We start from the raw sequence: 19,210 nt of genomic DNA on the forward strand, positions 1-19,210 counted from the left end.
CTGTTTTTTCAAGGCTTCGAGCATGTCCACATCCGCTTTTTCCGCGTCCCAGCACCAAGCCAGCACCCTGTACCTGCCACCTGGCCGCTGGGCTACGGTGCTGGAGTGCCTGTGCGAGCACTTTGCGGCGATCAGTCGCGAACAGTGGCTGGACCGCATCGCCCGTGGGCGGGTGCTGGATGTCACTGGCACCCCGATCCCCCTGGACCTGGCCTACAGGGAAGGCCTGTGCATCTATTACTTCCGTGAAGTCCCCAACGAAAAAGTCATCCCGGTGCAGGAAAGCATCCTCTACGCCGATGAGCACCTGGTGGTGGCGGACAAACCGCACTTCCTGCCCGTGACCCCGGCCGGCGAGTACGTCGAGCAAACCCTGCTGCGCCGCCTGATTCGCCGCCTGGACAACCCGGCGCTGGTGCCCCTGCACCGCATCGACCGACACACCGCCGGGCTGGTACTGTTCTCGGCCAACCCGGCCAGCCGTTCGGCCTATCAGCAGCTGTTTCCCACGCGCCGGATCGATAAATTCTACGAAGCCATCGCCCCGGCTTTGCCTGGCCTGACGTTCCCGTTGGTACACAAAAGTCGCCTGGTGGATGGCGAACCTTTCTTCCGCATGCAGGAAGGCCCCGGTGCCAGCAACACCGAAACAGCGGTGGAGGTGCGGGAAAAGAACGGCGACTTATGGCGCTACGGCCTGTTTCCCGTGACCGGCAAGAAACACCAGTTGCGTGTACACATGACCGCGCTGGGGGCGAGTATCTGCAACGATCCGTTCTATCCGGACGTGATCAAGGATGCGGTCGATGATTACGCCAATCCCCTCAAGCTGCTGGCCCAGGGCGTGCGGTTTATCGACCCGGTCACCGCTGAAGAACGCCGTTTTCGAAGCCTCATCACCCTCGACTGGTAACCCCCGGAAACGACAAGGCCCGCGCGAGGCGGGCCTTGTGTGCAAGCGCTGAGGCTTACAGGTCTTTAACGGTGCGAACCTGATCTTTGTTGATGCGGGTTCGCTTGCCATCAAGCTGTTCGAATTCGTAGAAACCCGAATCTTCGTTGTATTTCGGGGTGTCGACGGCCTGGATTTCGCGACCGTCATTCAGGGTGATCACTGTCGGCGAGGCGCAACCGGCGAGGGTAGCCAGGCCCAGTGCAAGCATGAGAGCGGCGATGGTCCGTTGAGTCATGGGTGTTGTCTCCAAGAGAATACTTTTTGATTGCTGACCTTGAGACGTGTGAGACGTCGCCAAAGTTCCTTGTGCGAAGGTTCATTCTGACACGTCAGACCTTGGGCGCAACAGCTCTGGTGTATTCAGGTTGGCCAGGCGCGGGTCATCGGTTGGGCATTCCACGCCCACGCCGCCCAATTGCAGGAGGATCTTTCGCGGGCTGCGTTCACCGGCATGCCAGGCCTGTTCTACCTCGGTTCGCAGGCCGATGGGGATGATGCAGATCAAGGGTTCCCAGAATTCACCGTGGCGCACCATCACCGGCAACAAGGGATGGCGTTGTGCGGTTTCACGCAGGTCGGCGAGGAGTCGAGCGTCGATATGGGGCACATCGCACGGCAGGATCAGCAGGTGCCCATGGCGCGCGGCGGCCAGTCCTGCGCGGATACCCGCCAGCGGCCCGGGAAAATCCGGGCTGTCGTCGCTTACCAACTGGTCGGCATAGGCGGCGTACTGCGCCTGGTTGCGGTTGCACGAGATGATCAGGTCATCGGTCAGTGGCCGTACCAGGCGCTGCACGTGTGCGATCAAGGGCAGGCCGTGCCAGTCCAGCAGGCCTTTGTCCTGGCCGCCCATGCGCTGGCCGCGGCCACCGGCCAACAGCAGGATCGAACAGGGCAGGGGGATTGAGTCGAGTGGCATGTGGGTTCCGCGCAGGCAGCTGAACAGGGGCCTGTGATATAACATCGGGCCGTTCCTTCGACAACCGGACCGTGCCATGAAAGCCAAGGCCGATGCACCCTTCGTACCCCTGAATATGGCGGTATTGACCGTCAGCGACACCCGCACCCTGGACACCGACACCTCGGGCCAGGTCTTCGTCGACCGCCTCACCGCCGCCGGCCACCACCTGGCCGAGCGCGTGCTGCTCAAGGACGACCTCTACAAGATCCGCGCCCAGGTCGCCCACTGGATTGCCGAAGACGTGGTGCAAGTGGTGTTGATCACCGGCGGCACCGGCTTCACCGGCCGCGACAGCACCCCCGAAGCGGTCGGCTGCCTGCTCGACAAACAGGTCGACGGCTTTGGCGAACTGTTCCGCCAGATCTCCGTGGCCGACATCGGCACCTCCACCGTGCAATCCCGCGCCCTGGCCGGCCTGGCCAACGGCACCCTGGTGTGCTGCCTGCCGGGCTCCACCAATGCCGTGCGCACCGGTTGGGATGGCATCCTCGCCGAACAACTGGATAACCGTCATCGCCCCTGCAACTTCGTGCCGCACCTGAAGCTGGCCGAACCCTGTGAATCCCGTGGGTAAGCCCGGCAAGACCGGCGCCCTGATGCCGGTAGAACACGCCCTGCAACAGCTGCTGGCGATGGCCGAAGCCGCGCCGATCCGCGAGCAGCACGTGCTGCCCCTGGCTGAGTGCGACGGCCGTGTATTGGCCCAGGATCTGGTCTCCACCCTCGACCTGCCACCCTGGCCCAACAGCGCCATGGACGGTTACGCCGTGCGCCTGGTGGATTGGACCGGTGAACCCTTGCCCGTCAGCCAGCGTATTTTCGCTGGCCAGGCGCCACAGCCGCTGGCGGCCGGCACCTGTGCGCGCATCTTCACCGGGGCGCCGGTACCGGAAGGCGCGGACTGCGTGGAAATGCAGGAAAACGCCGTGGTCCACGCCGATGAGCGCGTGAGCTTCAGCGAACCGTTGCAGCCCAACCAGAACATCCGCCCCCAAGGCCAGGAAACCACCGTCGGCGAGCGGGTGCTCATGGCCGGTACGCGCCTGGGCCCGATCGAGCTGGGCCTGGCGGCTTCCCTCGGTCGTGACCGTCTGGACGTAGTGCGGCGCCCGCGTGTCGCGGTGTTGTCCACCGGCGATGAGCTGATCGAGCCCGGTTTGCCCCTCGGTCCGGGCCAGATCTACAACAGCAATCGCCGCGTGTTGTGTTCCTGGCTTGAGCGCATGGGTTGCGAAGTCATCGACGCAGGCATCCTGCCGGACGACCTGGAGCAGACCCGTTCGCGACTGGCAGGCTTGAGGGCGGTTGATCTGATTTTGTCCACGGGCGGTGTGTCGGTGGGCGAGGCGGATTTCCTTGGTATTGCCCTGCGCGAAGAGGGTGAGCTGGCGTTATGGAAGCTGGCGATCAAGCCGGGCAAACCCCTGACTTTTGGTCATTTCCGTGGCGTGCCGGTGATCGGCCTGCCGGGCAATCCGGCCTCGACCCTGGTGACCTTTGCGCTGTTGGCGCGCCCCTACTTGCTGCGCCGCCAGGGTGTGGCGGACGTGGAACCGCTGCGTTTCGACGTGCCGGTGGGGTTCACCTGGCCCAAGCCGGGCAACCGCCGCGAGTATCTGCGCGGGCGCATCGAACAGGGCAAGGCGATCATCTACCGCAACCAGAGCTCCGGCGTGCTGCGCAGCGCGGCGTGGGCGGAGGGGTTGGTGGAGGTGTTGGAAGGGACGACGCTGGACATCGGCGATCGAGTCAATTTCATCCCTCTGAGTGAAGTCTTGAATTGACCCCCAATCCAAATGTGGAAGGGGGCTTGCCCTGATGCCAGTCAGTTAAGCGTACATCGCCTCCTGTAGGAGCGAGCTTGCTCGCGAAAAACGTCAACGATAACGCGTTCTTCCTGAATGAACGCGGCGCCTGTGAGTTTTTCGCGAGCAAGCTCGCTCCTACAAAAAGCCTTAGGGCAAGCCCCCTCCCACATTTGAACCTGTATATGCCTGTGGCTATTCAGTAATCGTTGCCACGCTCCGTGACATCCCGCTCCACCGGCCGCGCATCCGAGTCATAGCCCACCGGGAACTTGCCCTTCAACGTCCAGGCAAACGCAATGATCTCGGCGATGGTGCGGTACAACTCCTCCGGGATACTGTCGCCCAGTTCCATGCGTGCCAGCAGTTTCACCAGCTCGGCATTTTCATAGATCGGCACTTCATTTTCCCGTGCCAACTTGAGGATGGCTTCGGCCAGGGCATCGTCGCCCTTGGCGGTCAGGGTCGGCGCTTGCTGGCCGTCGTACTTGAGGGCAATCGCCTGGCGTGGCGGGTTGGCGTTGTTCATGCGGTTTCATCCACCCAGCGTTGTTCCAGTCCGGTTTTCGGCCCGCGTGGCGGGGTGCCGAGGTGGCAGTCCAGGTCGCCGACATTCAGCCCTGACGACACCAGGCGCTCGCGCAGGCTGCCCAAATGGCTTTCGATCAGGCTGGCAGTGAAAGGTCGGGTTGCCCACAGTTGGCTGGACAGCTTGCCCTGAGTCAGCTGCGCCTGGACCTGCAACGGCCCCAGGGGCTCCATGTCGAAGGCCAGTTCGACGCGCCAGAGCATCTGTTTGGGCTCCTTGGAATCCTTGCGTTCGGGCTGGTCCTTGTCCGGCGCCGGCTCTTCGCGCTGGAACTTGACCTGCAACGGCACGATGTCCTGCAGGGTGCGCATGGGGATCTCCAACTGCCAGGTGGTTTGCAGGCGGCCATCGGCGGTAGTGCCGGTTTGCTCCAGGCTCGACAGCTGGTGGCTCTGCAAGCGGGAAATGGCCCCGGCGGCCAGGCGCAGCAGGTTTTCCAGGTCGCCTTCGCCCTCCAGTTTTGCCATCAGCCGCTCCGGCAGTGGGAAGCTGACCGGTGCTTGCCGCGCGCCGACCTGCCCGAGGGTGCCCAACGGGCTGCGCACGAAGTTGGGCAGCACCTGGGCCAGGGTGTTGGCGGCAAGAATGGCATTCAGGTTGGTGCTGGCGGGCAAGGCAGGCAGCAGGTCGGCGACCAGGCGCAGCAGCGCGCCCTTCATATCCAGCGGTGGCACCTGCGGGTTTTGCCCGGCGAGTAACTTGGCTTCAAGAAAGGCGCCGCTGTTCTGGATCACCTGGGCCAGCACCTTGGGGTTGCTCACCTGTGCCAGGTCGGGCAAGGCCGCCAGCAAACGGTCGGCGGCGGCGCGCAGGTCGGTGGAGGTGCTGTCGCCGCGGGGCAGATTTTGCAACGCCTTGAACACCGCATCCAGGGAGCCCTGGCGACTTTGCTGGGTCGACAATTGCTGGGTGACGGCCAGTTGATCCTTGAGCCCGCTCAACGGCACAAAATTCAGGGTTTGCGCGTTCTGCACCACGGCGCTGAGCAAGCTGCCCACGCGCAACGGTTGCGGGCTTTCCAGTGTCAGGGTCGCGCCGGCCAGGGCGCTATTGAGTACGGTCACCAACGAACGGTAGATCGCCGGCTGCGCGGTGCCTTGGGGCAGGGCCTGGGTGGTCAGCACCTTGGCCTGCAGCAGGGTGCCTTCCGGCATCCTGGCCGTATCGATACGGGTGAGGGCGGCAACGTTGGCGCTCAGGGCTTGTTGCAGGCTGATGGCCAGGTTGCCTGCGGGCGTCTGGCTCACAGCCACATTGCTGCCCAACGGCAAGGGTTGTGGGCTGCTGGCTTGCACCAGCGTCTGGCGGCCGCCTTCAAGGGTCAGCTTGAGCAACAGCTGAAACGCCTCGCCGCCTTGTTTCAGGGCGAGCACCTCGGCATTCACGGTTTTGCCCGGGTCGATCAGCCCGATCTGCGGCTCCAGCAGTTTCAGCAGCGCCCCGGGCGCAGGCGCAGGGGTTTGCCCGGTTGCCGGGGTGGGAGGAAGCGTAGGAAGGTTGATCTCGCCGGTCATCGTGCGCATCGTCTCTGGGGAAATAGCCCTCTTTAGCGTAGGGCATCGCATGTATAATGCCGCGCGTCTGCAAAGAGAGCGGTAAAAACCTCACAACTATTTGATCCAGCTCTCTAAAATCGGTCGCCAAAGCCGTTATTGTGCTTCTTTCTATAACGGCCGCTGCACCGCCGACTTGAACCGTAAAGGCCCGCGATCTCTTGACCAGCCCTCTTCTTGAAGCCGTAGCGCTCTCCTGTGAACGCGACCTGCGCCTGCTGTTCGAGCACCTCGACCTGCGGGTGGCGGGCGGCGACATGGTGCAGATCAGCGGCCCCAACGGCAGCGGCAAGACCAGTTTGCTGCGCCTGCTGGCCGGCTTGATGCAGCCCACGGCCGGTGAAGTCCGACTGAACGGCAGGCCGCTCAACGAACAACGCACCGAACTGGCACGCAACCTGATCTGGATCGGCCACGCCGCCGGCATCAAGGACGTGCTCACCGCCGAAGAAAACCTCAGCTGGCTCAGCGCCCTGCATCATCCCGCGACCCGCGACGCCATCTGGCAGGCCCTGGCCGCCGTCGGCCTCAAGGGGTTCGAAGACGTGCCCTGCCACACCCTGTCCGCCGGCCAGCAGCGCCGCGTGGCCCTGGCGCGCCTGTACCTGCCTGGCCCGCCGCTGTGGATTCTCGACGAACCCTTCACCGCCCTCGACAAACAAGGCGTCACCCAATTGGAACAGCACCTGGCGCAGCACTGCGAGCAGGGCGGCCAGGTGGTGCTCACCACCCACCACACCCTGGCGCGCATGCCCGTCGGTTACCGCGACCTCGACCTGGGGCGGTGGTCGGTATGAGTGTGTTTGCCCTGTTGGTCGCCCGCGAAGCGCGGTTGCTGTGCCGTCGCCCGGCCGAACTGGCCAACCCGCTGGTGTTCTTTGCCATCGTGATCGCATTGTTCCCGTTGGCGGTCGGCCCGGAGACTAAACTGTTGCAAACCTTGTCGCCGGGACTGGTGTGGGTCGCGGCGCTTTTGTCCGTCCTGCTCTCGCTGGACGGGCTGTTTCGCAGTGATTTCGAAGACGGTTCCCTCGAGCAGTGGGTCCTTTCGTCGCACCCCCTGCCACTTCTGGTCCTGGCCAAGGTACTGGCACACTGGGCTTTTTCCGGCCTGGCGCTAGTCTTGCTCTCGCCACTGCTGGCGATGATGCTCGGATTGCCCGGCGAATGCCTGCCGATCCTGCTGCTGAGCCTGCTGCTCGGCACCCCGGTACTCAGCCTGTTGGGGGCGGTGGGTGCCGCGTTGACCGTCGGCTTGAAACGGGGTGGCCTGTTACTGGCCCTGTTGATTCTGCCTTTGTACATCCCGGTACTGATCCTGGGCAGCGGCGCGTTGCAAGCCGCGCTCATGGGCATGCCGGCGACCGGTTACCTCCTGTGGCTTGGCAGCCTGACCGCCCTGGCGGTAACCCTGACACCCTTTGCTATAGCCGCCGGCCTGAAGATCAGCGTCGGTGAATAATGAGGTCTGACTGGGCGGTATACGCATAGTCAGTAAAGACCCTACGCTTCTTGCCAAGACAAGAAGCAACCGTGATGGAAACAGCAATGAACTGGACCTGGTTTCACAAGCTCGGCTCGCCCAAATGGTTCTACGGCATCAGTGGCAGACTGCTGCCCTGGTTCAGCCTCGCCGCCGTGTTGCTGATCGGCATCGGCCTGGTCTGGGGCCTGGCCTTTGCACCGCCGGACTACCAGCAAGGCAACAGCTTTCGCATCATCTACATCCACGTGCCTGCCGCGATGCTGGCCCAGTCCTGCTACGTGATGCTGGCGGTGTGCGGCGTCGTCGGCCTGGTGTGGAAGATGAAACTCGCGGACGTCGCCCTGCAATGCGCCGCGCCCATCGGGGCGTGGATGACCGCCGTGGCGCTGGTCACCGGTGCGATCTGGGGCAAACCCACCTGGGGCTCGTGGTGGGTGTGGGATGCGCGACTAACGTCGATGCTGATCCTGCTGTTCCTGTACTTCGGTCTTATTGCCCTGGGCAACGCGATCAGCAATCGTGACAGCGCCGCCAAGGCCTGCGCGGTGCTGGCGATTGTCGGCGTGATCAACATCCCGATCATCAAGTACTCGGTGGAGTGGTGGAACACCCTGCACCAGGGCGCCACCTTCACCCTCACCGAAAAACCGGCAATGCCCGTGGAAATGTGGGCACCGTTGCTGCTGATGGTGCTGGGGTTCTACTGCTTCTTCGGCGCCGTGCTGCTGATGCGCATGCGCCTCGAAGTGCTCAAGCGTGAAGCCCGCGCCAGCTGGGTCAAGGCCGAAGTGCAAAGCTGCCTGGGAGCGCGCGGATGAGTTTTGCTTCTTTCAGTGATTTTCTCGCCATGGGCCACCACGGCCTGTATGTCTGGACGGCCTATGGCATCTGCCTGGCCGTGCTGGCCCTCAACGTCGTCGCGCCGATCCTGGCCCGCAAGCGTTACCTGCAACAAGAGGCGCGTCGTCTGCGCCGGGAGACCGAAAAGTGAATCCGCTGCGTAGAAAGCGTCTGTTGATCATCCTTGCCATCCTGGCCGGCGTCAGTATTGCCGTGGGCCTTGCGATGAGCGCCCTGCGGGAGAACATCAACCTGTTCTACACCCCGACCCAGATCGCCAACGGCGAAGCGCCGCTGGACACGCGCATCCGTGCCGGCGGCATGGTGGAGAAGGGCTCGCTGAAGCGTTCCGGCGACTCCCTCGACGTCACCTTCGTGGTTACCGATTTCAACAAGGCCGTGACCATCACCTACCGCGGCATCCTCCCGGACCTGTTCCGCGAAGGCCAGGGCATCGTCGCCCTGGGCAAGCTCAACGCCGACGGCGTGGTGGTGGCCGATGAAGTGCTGGCCAAGCACGATGAGAAATACATGCCGCCGGAAGTCACCAAGGCCTTGAAAGACAGCGGCCAGTCCGCACCCACCCCCGCCAAGGAGGGCTAAGTGATGACGTCTGCATTGTTTATTCCGGAACTGGGCCAGTTGGCGATGATCCTCGCCCTGTGCTTTGCCATCGTCCAGGCGGTGGTGCCGTTGCTCGGTGCCTGGCGCGGTGACCGCCTGTGGATGAGCCTGGCGCAGCCGGCGGCCTGGGGCCAGTGTGCGTTCCTGGTGTTCGCGTTCGGCTGCCTGACCTACGCCTTTATGACCGACGACTTTTCCGTCGCCTATGTAGCGAATAACTCCAACAGCGCCTTGCCCTGGTACTACAAGTTCAGCGCGGTGTGGGGCGCCCACGAAGGCTCGCTGCTGCTGTGGGCGTTGATCCTCGGCGGCTGGACCTTCGCGGTGTCGGTGTTCTCGCGCCAGTTGCCGCAAGTCATGCTCGCACGGGTGCTGGCGGTGATGGGCATGATCAGCATCGGCTTCCTGCTGTTCCTGATCATGACCTCCAACCCGTTCACCCGCATCCTGCCGCAGATCCCGGCGGACGGTCACGACCTCAACCCGCTGCTGCAGGACATCGGCCTGATCGTGCACCCGCCGATGCTCTACATGGGCTACGTGGGTTTTTCCGTGGCCTTTGCCTTCGCTATCGCCGCCTTGCTCGGCGGGCGCCTTGATGCGGCCTGGGCGCGCTGGTCGCGGCCGTGGACCATCGTCGCCTGGGCGTTCCTCGGCATCGGCATCACCCTTGGTTCGTGGTGGGCCTACTACGAACTCGGCTGGGGCGGCTGGTGGTTCTGGGATCCGGTGGAAAACGCGTCCTTCATGCCATGGCTGGTCGGCACTGCACTCATTCACTCGTTGGCCGTCACCGAAAAACGCGGCGTGTTCAAGAGCTGGACCGTGTTGCTGGCCATCGCGGCATTTTCCCTCAGCCTGCTCGGCACCTTCCTCGTGCGTTCGGGCGTGTTGACCTCGGTGCATGCGTTTGCCTCCGACCCGGAGCGCGGTGTGTTCATCCTGATCTTCCTGCTGTTTGTGGTCGGCGGCTCCCTCACCCTGTTCGCCCTGCGCGCACCGGTGGTCAAGAGCCAGGTCGGCTTCAACCTGTGGTCGCGGGAAACCCTGCTGCTGGGCAATAACCTGGTGCTGGTGGTGGCCGCGTCGATGATCCTGCTCGGCACCTTGTACCCCTTGGTGCTGGATGCCCTGAGCGGCGCCAAGCTGTCCGTCGGCCCGCCGTACTTCAACGCGTTGTTTATTCCGTTGATGGGCCTGTTGATGGGGGTGATGGCGGTCGGTGTGCTGGTGCGCTGGAAGGACACCCCGGTCAAATGGCTGGCCGGCATGTTGATGCCGGTGCTGCTCGGCAGCGTGGCCCTGGCCGTGGTCGCCGGTATCGCCTATGGCGACTTCAACTGGGCGGTGCTCGCCACCTTCCTGCTCGCCGCCTGGGTACTGCTGGCCGGTGTGCGTGACATCGTCGACAAGACCCGCCACAAAGGCCTGGTCAAAGGCCTGCCGACCCTCACCCGCAGCTACTGGGGCATGCAGATCGCCCACATCGGCATCGCCGTGTGCGCCCTCGGCGTGGTGCTCTCCAGCCAGAACAGCGCCGAGCGCGACCTGCGCCTGGCGCCGGGCGAGTCCATGGACCTGGCCGGTTACCAGTTCATCTTCGAAGGCGCCAAGCACTTCGAAGGGCCGAACTTCACGTCAGACAAAGGCACCGTGCGCGTAGTGCGTAACGGTAAAGAGATCGCCGTGCTGCACCCGGAAAAACGCCTGTACACCGTGCAGAGTTCGATGATGACCGAAGCCGGTATCGACGCCGGTTTCACCCGTGACCTCTACGTGGCCCTGGGTGAACCCTTGGGCGATGGCGCCTGGGCCGTGCGCGTGCATGTGAAACCGTTCGTGCGCTGGATCTGGTTCGGCGGCTTGCTCACCGGCTTTGGTGGTTTGCTCGCGGCGCTGGATCGCCGGTATCGGGTCAAGGTCAAGAGCCGGGTGCGCGAAGCGCTGGGCCTGCAAGGAGCGGCGGTATGAAGCGTTGGTTGATGGTCGTGCCGCTGGCCCTGTTTCTGGTAGTGGCGGTATTCCTGTATCGCGGCTTGTACCTGGACCCGGCCGAGCTGCCCTCGGCGATGATCGGCAAGCCGTTCCCCGCGTTCAGCCTGCCGACCGTGCAGGGTGACAAGACCCTGACCCAGGCCGACCTGCTCGGCAAACCGGCGCTGGTCAACGTGTGGGGCACCTGGTGCATCTCCTGCCGCGTCGAGCACCCGGTGCTGAACAAGCTGGCCGAGAAGGGCGTGGTGATCTACGGCATCAACTACAAGGACGACAACGCGGCGGCCTTGAAGTGGCTGGCGGAATTCCACAATCCCTACCAGCTGGATATCCGTGATGAGGACGGCAACCTCGGTTTGAACCTCGGCGTGTATGGCGCCCCGGAAACCTTCTTTATCGATGCCAAGGGTGTGATCCGCGACAAATACGTCGGCGTGATCGACGAAGTGGTGTGGCGCGAGCAACTGGCCGCCAAGTATCAGGCGCTGGTCGACGAGGCCAAGCCATGAAGCGCCTGTTAGCCGCTGCCGTGCTGGCGCTGGGCTTGGCCGGGGTGGCCCACGCTGCCATCGACACTTACGAATTCGCCAAGGACAGTGACCGCGAGCGTTTCCGCGAACTGACCAAGGAGCTGCGCTGCCCCAAGTGCCAGAACCAGGACATCGCCGACTCCAACGCGCCCATCGCCGCCGACCTGCGCAAGGAAATCTTCCGCATGCTGGGGGAGGGCAAGGACAACCAGCAGATCATCGACTTCATGGTCGACCGCTACGGTGATTTCGTGCGCTACAAACCGGCCCTCACCGGCAAGACCGCGTTGCTCTGGTTCGGCCCCGCCGGGCTGCTGCTGGCCGGCGTGGTGGTGATGGCCGTGATCGTCCGCCGTCGCCGCGCCGCGCCTACCGATGGTTCCGACGCGCTATCCCCCGAAGAGCGTAAACGCCTCGACCAATTGCTGGACACCAAGACTGATGATTGATTTCTGGCTCGCAGCCGGCTTGCTGCTTCTGATTGCCCTGAGTTTCCTGTTGATCCCTGTGTTGCGTGGCCGCCGCGCCCAGCGTGAAGAGGACCGCACCGCGCTGAACGTGGCGCTTTACCAAGAACGTGTGGCCGAGCTGCAAGTGCAGCAGGACGAAGGTGTGCTCGACGCCGCGCAGCTCGACAGCGGCCGCGCCGAAGCCGCCCGCGAGCTGCTGGCCGACACCGAAGGCGTGGAAAAGCCCCGCGAATCGCGCCTGGGCAAGCCGCTGCCGTTGCTCGCCGCCATCCTTGTGCCGGTGCTCGGCCTTGGCCTGTATATGCATTTCGGTGCCAGCGACAAGGTTGAACTGACCCGCGAGTTTTCCCAACCGCCGGTGTCCATGGAAGACATGACCCAGCGCCTGGAACGCGCCGCCGCCGCCCAACCGGACTCGGCGGAAGGCCTGTACTTCCTCGGTCGCGCCTATATGGCCCAGGATCGTTCCGCCGATGCCGCCAAGGTCTTCGAGCGTACCGTGGCGCTGGCCGGGCGCCAGCCGGAACTGCTCGGCCAGTGGGCCCAGGCGCAGTACTTTGCCGACAACAAACAGTGGTCGCCCAAGGTCCAGGCGCTGACCGACGAAGCCTTGAAGCTTGACCCGAAGGAAGTCACCAGCCTCGGCCTGCTCGGTATCGCCGCGTTCGAAGGCCAGCGTTATCAAGAGGCAATCGACTACTGGAAGCGTCTGCTGGCCCAGTTGCCGCCGCAAGACAGTTCCCGTGTCGCGTTGCAAGGTGGCATCGACCGCGCAGCCGAGAAGTTGAAAGAGAGCGGCGGCACCGTCGCCCCGGCGCCTGGAGCGGTTCTTAAAGTGCGTGTGGATTTGTCCGCGGATGTGAAGGCCAAATCCCTGCCTACCGACAGCGTATTTATCTTCGCCCGCGCCGTCAGCGGCCCGCCGGCACCCTTGGCGGCCAAGCGCGTCACCGTTGCCGAGTTGCCCGTCACCGTCGACCTCGGCGATGCCGACGCGATGATGCCGCAGTTGAAACTGTCCAACTTCCCTGAAGTCCAACTGGTTGCGCGCATATCCCGGGCCGGTCAACCGACCACTGGCGAGTGGATCGGCCGCAGCCAACCCTTGGCCAGCACCACCACTGCACTGCAGCAGCTGACCATCGACAGTCCGGACAAGTAATTCGAGGAAACGCCTATGACCGCATTTGCACGCATCACCCTGCTCAGCCTGGTAGTGGGCCTGAGCGCCTGTGCGGTCCACCGCCCACCGCCTGCGCCGACCGGCCCGACTATCCCATCGTCAGGCCCTTCGACCCAGCCGAGCACCAAGCCCTCGGGCCCGGTTACCCCGCCGCCGAAGCCACTGCCGACCAAATCGCCGACCTTCGCCCCACCACCGGGCGCCGCCAGCCACTGGGACGGCAAGATGCAGGTGTACGTGCTCGACGACCAGCCCGACACCTTCTACCGCCAGCGCACCTACTACCGCTGGAGCAACGGCTGGAGCCGCTCCATCAGCCCCAACGGACCCTGGGAAGACACCGACGTGCAAGGCGTGCCGCCGGGATTGAGCAAGCAGTACGCGCAATGACGAAAGGCGACCTTCGAGTCGCCTTCTTCATGCCTGTGAAACCCATTCTTCCAGACACTGGAGGGCAAATGTGGGAGGGGGGCTTGCCGCCGATAGCGGTCTTTCAGTTGATTAATGCCTGACTGACCTCCCGCTATCGGGGGCCCCCTCCCACAGGAGATCTCCTCGGCCATCAAGCCACAGTACACTCCCGCTCCAGTGCCGCACCCCCTAACAACTGCACAATCTCAACCATCCGTACCACCGCTAGCACCTGCTTGCGGCTTGAATCATCTTCAAATGGGGCGATGTTGGCTCTGGAAGATTTTGAATTGAAGATACTTCCGGCTGTCTCGCCCTTTGAAACGGACTGAATCACCGCCACAGGCGACTTTCAAAAAACTCACCAACCCATCAGGGTTGAGCAAGCACTACGCCCAGCAAATATTGAGGCGGCGCGCACTTCAGTAACGTGGTCGCTGCCGAGGGATTGCTGGATATACTTTCCAGTGCGGGGAAAATCGCCATTGGCCTGCGCGCCGACCAGGTCCAAGCCAGGAGTCGCGCAGGGCTACCCGTGGTGCAACCAATCTGGCAACAAGCGAAGAGGATGTTTTGATGGCGGGCAGGTTGATCTATCTCATCGGGCCATCGGGTTCGGGCAAGGACAGCCTGCTGGAGGCTGCACGCCCGCGGTTGGCCGAGCGCGGTTGCCGGATTGTGCGCCGCGTGATCACGCGCTCGGCGGAAGCGGTGGGCGAGGCGGCCCAGGGCGTCAGCCCGGAGCAATTCGCCGTGATGCAGGCCGAGGGTGCGTTTGCCCTCAGCTGGCACGCCAACGGGTTGTCCTACGGCATCCCCAAGGTCATCGACGAATGGCTGGCAGCGGGGGAGGACGTGCTGGTCAATGGTTCTCGCGCGCACCTGGCGCAGACCCGCGAGCGCTACCCGGATGTGTGGGTGCTGTTGCTGGCGGTGGATCAAGCCGTATTGCGCCAGCGCCTGGTGGCGCGGGGGCGTGAGGCCCAGGCGGATATCGAGGAGCGTCTGGCGCGCAATGCACGGTTCACCGCCGAACTGATCGCCGGCAATGGCTCGGGGTTGTTTGTGCTGGATAACTCCGGGCCACTGGAACACACGGTCGAGCGCCTGCTGTGTTGCCTGAACCAGGGGCATTGCGTATGGGCCTGACCCTGCCTGCACCGGTGACGTGCGGGGCATGTCAAGCGGCGAGATCCTGACATGCAGCGAATTCGGCGGAAAACCTTAAGTGCATGTATCTGGGTGAGGCCGGATTTGGTGTAGTCAAATCAGCACGGTTTTGTAGGATTATGTTTTTTTCCTGAAAATCCAATAAGTTTTTTTGCGCGAAAGTGTGTGTTCAGTTGTTTAAATTGCAAGTGGTTTAGTGCCTGTCTTAGCGCATGTTGCGCCGCCTTAGTGTGTTTCAGTACGAACTAAATCAGCGCTGTCCTGAGCGTTTTCTGCATGGGAGTTTATTGCGTCGATTCTGATTGACTCGACTCATTAACTTACTATAGGGAGCGCACTGCCCATGATTTGCTCTGAACGTTCTCGGCTCAACTTCTCACTTGAAAACCTGCCGCCTTCCGATCCTGGCCCCTATGGTGTGGGCGCCGGTCGCAAACCAACCTTCACGACGGAACAGGCCGGAAAGTACATCACCCGCAATAATCTGCATTTCCACGACCGTAATGGCGACAAGCGGATCGACCTCTCCTATACGGTAGACCCGACGTTCAGCGTCGCGCAGCAACGCCGAGTGCGCCAGGCGGTGCAATATTGGGAGGACGTGGCCAACATCAGTTTCAAGGAACGGGCAGCCGGCGCCGACGGCACGGTCCACATCAAAAACAACCCGCGCGGTGACCGTGGCGTCGCCAGCTCACCCTCGCGCGGCATTACCACCACCACGGCCACGGTCGGCACACTGCGAGAAAGTAGTTCGCCGGCGCAGGGCAGTCACTTTTCAGTCACTACCGTGCATGAAATCGGCCACGCCATCGGCCTGCAGCATCCGGGTGACTACAATGGCGGCGGTGCTGATTACAACAATGGTGCCAGGTATGCCGGCGATACAAAGGCACGCAGTGTGATGAGCTACTGGTCGGAGACGAACCAGGCCGGCCATGATTTTCGGTATTCGAATCCCTCTGCCCCGATGATGGATGACATCGCAGCCGTTCAGCGGCTCTATGGGGCCAATCACAAAACCCGCAACACCGACACCACCTACGGTTTCAATTCCAATACCGGCCGCGACGCCATGACCCTCACCAGTGCCAGGGATAAAGCTATCTTTTGCATATGGGATGGGGGCGGTAACGACACCCTGGATTGTTCCGGGTTTTCCCAGAACCAGAACATCAATTTGAACGCCGAGTCGTTTTCCGATGTGGGCGGCTTGAAGGGCAATGTTTCCATCGCCAAGGGCTGCGTGGTTGAAAACGCCATCGGTGGGGCCGGACGTGATGTCTTGACGGGGAATGAGGCGGACAATCGGCTCAAGGGCGGCTTGGGTGCAGACAGGCTGCGGGGCGGCGGCGGGGCGGATATTTTTGACTACGACAAGGCCAGCGACTCCACACCACAGCATCCTGATCTGATCGAGGACTTTACCAGCGGGACGGACAAGATTGACGTCTCGGGTGCATTGAAAGAGGCGCGCGTCGGTGCCCTGACGTTCACTGATCGATTCTCTGGTCGCGCCGGCGAGGCATTGCTCAGGCACGACGCGGCCACCGGGCGTTCAAGCCTGGAGATAGATCTGAAGGGGAGCGGCAGCGCCGACCTGGTGGTCAAGAGCATTGGCCAGATCAAACCCGGCGATGTGCAGTGGCAGGGGCAAAAGCCGGAGGTTAAACCCGCACCGAAGGTTGTCCCCACACCGGCCCCTGCGCCGCCGCCGGATAGCAGCACGGACCCGCTTGCAGCGTTACGCGAGGTAATGATCAAGGCGTTCTCAGCCTTGTTGCAGTGGATACAAAACATCGTCCAGCCGTCGGATGCCCGCAGATAACACTGCCATGACGAGGCGCTGACAGGCTCAAGCCTTGATCAGCGCCTGCCATGGTCGGCAAACGCCAGCGCCTTGGCCCTTGCAACGCACAGACAAGCCTGTGGGGAATGCCCATGGCATGTCACTCGGTTGGCGGTTTTCAACATCGCGCAAAACAACCATCAGTCAGCCTGACCTATTTTGTGCTTGAGTAAAGATAACTCTAGGGTTACTTTTATTTAGGCCGAGCCAAGGAGGCTGGTGTGCAAAGCAGGCTATTGATCAAGGAGCTGCAAGAGGCGGGTTGGGTGCTTGATCGGGTCACGGGCAGTCATCATATTTTTACCCACCGCTATAACCCGTACACGATCCCGGTGCCGCATCCGAAGAAGGATCTGCCGCTGGGCACCATCAGAAGTATCAGGAAACGTGCCGGGCTGTTTCAGTTTTAAGGAGAGCATTCATGCAATACCCAATCTGTATCGAATGGGGCGATGACTTCACCGCCACCGGAATCCAGATCCCCGATATTCCAGGCGCAGTCACCGCCGGGGACAGTTTCGAAGAGGCCTACAACGCCGCGGTAGAAGTCGCGCACATCCTGCTGCAGGAGATCGCCGCAGAGGGCGGGGTGATTCCGATGCCAACGTCGGTGGCCGATCATCACACCCACGAAGATTACGCCGGGATGGGCTGGGGCATGCTGGAACTGGACATCTCGCCGTATCTGGGCAAGACCGAGAAGGTCAATGTGACCTTGCCCGGCTATGTCATCCAGCGAATCGACCGGTATGTGCGCGAGCACAAGGTCAAAAGCCGCTCGTCATTTCTGGCGGATGCGGCTTTGGAGAAGTTGGTGCGTTCCTAGGCGGTGGCGACAGCCGTTTGCCGCGACGCACTGAGGAACCGTAGCAACGCCACCAGCGGGAACGCGCTGCCCACCAGCATCACACCCAGCCAGCCGCCGTGTTCGTACACGCTGCTGGCAATCGCCGAGCCGAAGGCGCCGCCGATGAAGATGCTGGTCATGTACAGCGCGTTCAAGCGGCTGCGGCTGTTGGCGTCGAGTGCATAGATGGCGCGTTGGCCGAGGACCATGTTCATCTGCACGCAGAAGTCCAGGACCACGCCGGTCACCGCCAGGCCGATCACGCTGTACAGTGGGTGCACAAAGGCCGGCAGGAAGCTCAACACCGCAAAGACCATGGCCAGCAGCGACGCGCGGTGGGTGTGGCCGGCATCGGCCAGGCGCCCGGCGATGGGGGCGGCAATGGCGCCGATGGCACCGACCAGGGCGAAGATCGCGATCTGGGTCTGGCTCAGGCCGTGGTTGCGCACCAGCTCCAGCGGGGCGGCGGTCCAGAACAAGCTGAACGTGGCGAACATGCAACCTTGGTAAAACGCGCGTTGGCGCAGCAGCGGTTGTTCACGCAGCAGGGTGCCCAAAGAACGTAGCAATTGGCCGTAGCTGGCGCTGTGGTCAGGCTGGCGCTTGGGGATGGTCAGCATCAGCACCACGCTGATAAACGCCATTAACGCGGCGGCGGCCATGAACATCGCGCGCCAGCCAAAATGGTCAGCCACGACGCTGGACACTGGCCGCGCCAGCAGGATGCCCAGCAGCAGGCCACCCATGATGCTGCCGACCACCCGGCCCCGAGACTCGGCAGGCGCCAGGTGTGCGGCCAGGGGGATCAGGATCTGTACCGACACCGAACTGAAGCCGATCAGCAACGACACCAGCAGGAACAGGTTCGGTTGTTCGGTAAAGGCCGCGCCCAACAGGCTGGCAATCGCCACCACGGTCGTCATGATCATCAGCTTGCGGTTTTCCAGCAGGTCGCCCAGGGGGACCAGGAAAAACAGGCCGAGGGCATAGCCGATCTGCGTCAGGGACACAATCAGGCTGGCCATCGCGGGGGTGAGGCCGATGTCGGGGGCGATCAGTTCGATGATCGGCTGGGCGTAGTAGATGTTGGCGACGATGGCGCCGCAGCAAAACGCAAACAGCATCACCATTGCGCGGGTCATGGTGCTCGTAGCGTGTGGGGTAGCATTCATGGTGTTCTCATAAAAGCGAAGGTAGATGGCGAGCGAGAGTAAAGACAAGGCTCAACGGCGAGTAGGCCGTTTGTGGTGATATCACTTATGCCGGGTGATGATACATTCAGAAACAACTGCTGAAACAGGAAATCCAGCGCCATGAAAATCACGTTCAACAAGATACTCCTGGCTTCAAGCCTCGCTGCTGCAATGGCCCTGGGCCTGGCCAATGCCGCCGATGCCCCGCGCGTAGGCGTACGCGGGGCAATCACCGCGATGGACGGGGATGCGATGCAGGTCAAGGTCAACAGCGGTGAAGACGTCACCGTGCACCTGACCAAGGATACCCAGGTGCGCGCCGTTACCCTGGCCAAGATCGACGAAATAAAACCCGGCAGCTACATCGGCTCGGCCGCCATGCCCAACGCCGACGGTACTCTCACGGCGCTGGAAGTGCATGTGTTCCCGCCAGCCATGGCTGGCACGGGGGACGGGCATCGGGCGTTTGACCTGAAGGAAGGCAGCAGCATGACCAACGGCACCGTCGGCGACCTGGTGGTCAGCAAAGGGCGGACGTTGACCGTGAAATACAAAGGCGGCGAACAGAAGATCGTGGTGCCGGAGGATGTGCCGATCGTCAACCTGGAACCGGGGGACCGCAGCTTGCTCAAGCCGGGGGTGAAGGTGGTGTTGTTTGCCGCGCAGGGGGCGGATGGGAAAATCACGGCCCAAGCCATCTCAGCCGGCAAGGATGGCGTGACACCGCCGATGTAGCTGCAAAACCCAGA

The 19,210-nt window shown here is 62.7% G+C and carries 23 protein-coding genes; 18 read left to right on the plus strand and 5 right to left on the minus strand.

What is annotated here, in order from left to right; translation table 11 throughout:
• Positions 1-22 precede the first annotated feature (22 nt).
• Positions 23-913 carry a pseudouridine synthase gene (locus BFP99_RS10940; RefSeq protein ID WP_065947296.1) on the plus strand — a complete coding sequence of 297 codons (891 nt, stop codon included), beginning with the start codon at positions 23-25 and terminating at the stop codon, positions 911-913.
• A 55-nt stretch (positions 914-968) separates the two neighbouring features.
• On the opposite strand, the gene BFP99_RS10945 is transcribed toward BFP99_RS10940, so the two are convergent.
• Positions 969-1,190 carry a YgdI/YgdR family lipoprotein gene (locus BFP99_RS10945; RefSeq protein WP_010211805.1) on the minus strand — a complete coding sequence of 74 codons (222 nt, stop codon included), beginning with the start codon at positions 1,188-1,190 and terminating at the stop codon, positions 969-971.
• Between the two features lie 81 nt (positions 1,191-1,271).
• Positions 1,272-1,874, minus strand: coding sequence for a molybdenum cofactor guanylyltransferase MobA (gene mobA / locus BFP99_RS10950; protein ID WP_065924550.1), 603 nt, complete (start codon positions 1,872-1,874; stop codon positions 1,272-1,274).
• A 76-nt stretch (positions 1,875-1,950) separates the two neighbouring features.
• Between mobA and moaB the strand changes: the two genes are divergently transcribed.
• On the plus strand, positions 1,951-2,490 hold the full coding sequence (moaB, locus tag BFP99_RS10955) for a molybdenum cofactor biosynthesis protein B (RefSeq protein WP_065947255.1): 540 nt from the start codon (positions 1,951-1,953) through the stop codon (positions 2,488-2,490).
• Positions 2,474-3,700 carry a molybdopterin molybdotransferase MoeA gene (glp, locus tag BFP99_RS10960; RefSeq protein WP_065947256.1) on the plus strand — a complete coding sequence of 409 codons (1,227 nt, stop codon included), beginning with the start codon at positions 2,474-2,476 and terminating at the stop codon, positions 3,698-3,700. Before moaB ends, glp begins: the two co-directional genes overlap by 17 nt.
• Before the next feature lie 220 nt (positions 3,701-3,920).
• Here glp and BFP99_RS10965 read toward each other — a convergent pair whose 3' ends face one another.
• On the minus strand, positions 3,921-4,250 hold the full coding sequence (locus tag BFP99_RS10965; RefSeq protein WP_065947257.1) for an EscU/YscU/HrcU family type III secretion system export apparatus switch protein: 330 nt from the start codon (positions 4,248-4,250) through the stop codon (positions 3,921-3,923).
• Positions 4,247-5,824, minus strand: coding sequence for a flagellar hook-length control protein FliK (locus BFP99_RS10970; protein WP_065947297.1), 1,578 nt, complete (start codon positions 5,822-5,824; stop codon positions 4,247-4,249). The genes BFP99_RS10965 and BFP99_RS10970 overlap by 4 nt, the downstream gene beginning before the upstream one ends.
• A 200-nt stretch (positions 5,825-6,024) precedes the next feature.
• On the opposite strand from BFP99_RS10970, the gene ccmA reads away from it, so the two are divergent.
• From ccmA to BFP99_RS11040, 14 genes are all read left to right on the plus strand, one after another.
• A complete protein-coding gene (gene ccmA / locus BFP99_RS10975) occupies positions 6,025-6,660 on the plus strand; it encodes a cytochrome c biogenesis heme-transporting ATPase CcmA (protein ID WP_065947258.1) in 636 nt (211 codons plus the stop codon).
• The gene (gene ccmB, locus BFP99_RS10980) at positions 6,657-7,325 is read left to right on the plus strand and encodes a heme exporter protein CcmB (RefSeq protein WP_065924458.1); all 669 of its coding nucleotides are present in this window, start codon (positions 6,657-6,659) and stop codon (positions 7,323-7,325) included. The genes ccmA and ccmB overlap by 4 nt, the downstream gene beginning before the upstream one ends.
• Positions 7,326-7,411: 86 nt before the next feature.
• Positions 7,412-8,167: a heme ABC transporter permease gene (locus tag BFP99_RS10985; RefSeq protein WP_027607025.1), complete on the plus strand. Its 756-nt coding sequence runs from the start codon at positions 7,412-7,414 to the stop codon at positions 8,165-8,167.
• Positions 8,164-8,340 (plus strand): heme exporter protein CcmD, encoded by a 177-nt coding sequence (gene ccmD, locus BFP99_RS10990; RefSeq protein ID WP_065924460.1) that lies wholly within the window; start codon positions 8,164-8,166, stop codon positions 8,338-8,340. Before BFP99_RS10985 ends, ccmD begins: the two co-directional genes overlap by 4 nt.
• Entirely contained in the window at positions 8,337-8,792 is a 456-nt protein-coding gene (ccmE, locus tag BFP99_RS10995) for a cytochrome c maturation protein CcmE (protein ID WP_027607026.1), read from the plus strand. Before ccmD ends, ccmE begins: the two co-directional genes overlap by 4 nt.
• A 3-nt stretch (positions 8,793-8,795) precedes the next feature.
• Positions 8,796-10,784: a heme lyase CcmF/NrfE family subunit gene (locus BFP99_RS11000; RefSeq protein ID WP_065947259.1), complete on the plus strand. Its 1,989-nt coding sequence runs from the start codon at positions 8,796-8,798 to the stop codon at positions 10,782-10,784.
• On the plus strand, positions 10,781-11,317 hold the full coding sequence (locus BFP99_RS11005) for a DsbE family thiol:disulfide interchange protein (protein ID WP_010211784.1): 537 nt from the start codon (positions 10,781-10,783) through the stop codon (positions 11,315-11,317). The genes BFP99_RS11000 and BFP99_RS11005 overlap by 4 nt, the downstream gene beginning before the upstream one ends.
• Positions 11,314-11,787, plus strand: coding sequence for a cytochrome c-type biogenesis protein (locus tag BFP99_RS11010; RefSeq protein ID WP_065924463.1), 474 nt, complete (start codon positions 11,314-11,316; stop codon positions 11,785-11,787). Before BFP99_RS11005 ends, BFP99_RS11010 begins: the two co-directional genes overlap by 4 nt.
• Positions 11,780-12,970 carry a c-type cytochrome biogenesis protein CcmI gene (ccmI, locus tag BFP99_RS11015; protein WP_065947260.1) on the plus strand — a complete coding sequence of 397 codons (1,191 nt, stop codon included), beginning with the start codon at positions 11,780-11,782 and terminating at the stop codon, positions 12,968-12,970. The genes BFP99_RS11010 and ccmI overlap by 8 nt, the downstream gene beginning before the upstream one ends.
• A 15-nt stretch (positions 12,971-12,985) precedes the next feature.
• Positions 12,986-13,381 carry a hypothetical protein gene (locus BFP99_RS11020; protein WP_065924465.1) on the plus strand — a complete coding sequence of 132 codons (396 nt, stop codon included), beginning with the start codon at positions 12,986-12,988 and terminating at the stop codon, positions 13,379-13,381.
• Positions 13,382-13,978: 597 nt separating this feature from the next.
• The gene (gene phnN / locus BFP99_RS11025; protein ID WP_065924466.1) at positions 13,979-14,551 is read left to right on the plus strand and encodes a phosphonate metabolism protein/1,5-bisphosphokinase (PRPP-forming) PhnN; all 573 of its coding nucleotides are present in this window, start codon (positions 13,979-13,981) and stop codon (positions 14,549-14,551) included.
• Between the two features lie 364 nt (positions 14,552-14,915).
• Positions 14,916-16,400 (plus strand): M10 family metallopeptidase C-terminal domain-containing protein, encoded by a 1,485-nt coding sequence (locus BFP99_RS11030; protein WP_065947261.1) that lies wholly within the window; start codon positions 14,916-14,918, stop codon positions 16,398-16,400.
• Positions 16,401-16,642: 242 nt separating this feature from the next.
• Positions 16,643-16,831: a type II toxin-antitoxin system HicA family toxin gene (locus tag BFP99_RS11035; RefSeq protein ID WP_065947262.1), complete on the plus strand. Its 189-nt coding sequence runs from the start codon at positions 16,643-16,645 to the stop codon at positions 16,829-16,831.
• An 11-nt stretch (positions 16,832-16,842) separates the two neighbouring features.
• On the plus strand, positions 16,843-17,247 hold the full coding sequence (locus BFP99_RS11040) for a type II toxin-antitoxin system HicB family antitoxin (RefSeq protein ID WP_065924469.1): 405 nt from the start codon (positions 16,843-16,845) through the stop codon (positions 17,245-17,247).
• On the opposite strand, the gene BFP99_RS11045 is transcribed toward BFP99_RS11040, so the two are convergent.
• The gene (locus BFP99_RS11045; protein ID WP_065947263.1) at positions 17,244-18,440 is read right to left on the minus strand and encodes an MFS transporter; all 1,197 of its coding nucleotides are present in this window, start codon (positions 18,438-18,440) and stop codon (positions 17,244-17,246) included. The genes BFP99_RS11040 and BFP99_RS11045 overlap by 4 nt on opposite strands.
• A gap of 141 nt (positions 18,441-18,581) precedes the next feature.
• Between BFP99_RS11045 and BFP99_RS11050 the strand changes: the two genes are divergently transcribed.
• A complete protein-coding gene (locus tag BFP99_RS11050) occupies positions 18,582-19,196 on the plus strand; it encodes a DUF5666 domain-containing protein (protein WP_065947264.1) in 615 nt (204 codons plus the stop codon).
• Positions 19,197-19,210: the final 14 nt, after the last annotated feature.

Origin of the sequence: Pseudomonas sp. 1 R 17 (assembly GCF_900067035.1) — a bacterium.
In the GTDB taxonomy this organism is placed as follows: Bacteria; Pseudomonadota; Gammaproteobacteria; order Pseudomonadales; family Pseudomonadaceae; genus Aquipseudomonas; species Aquipseudomonas marginalis.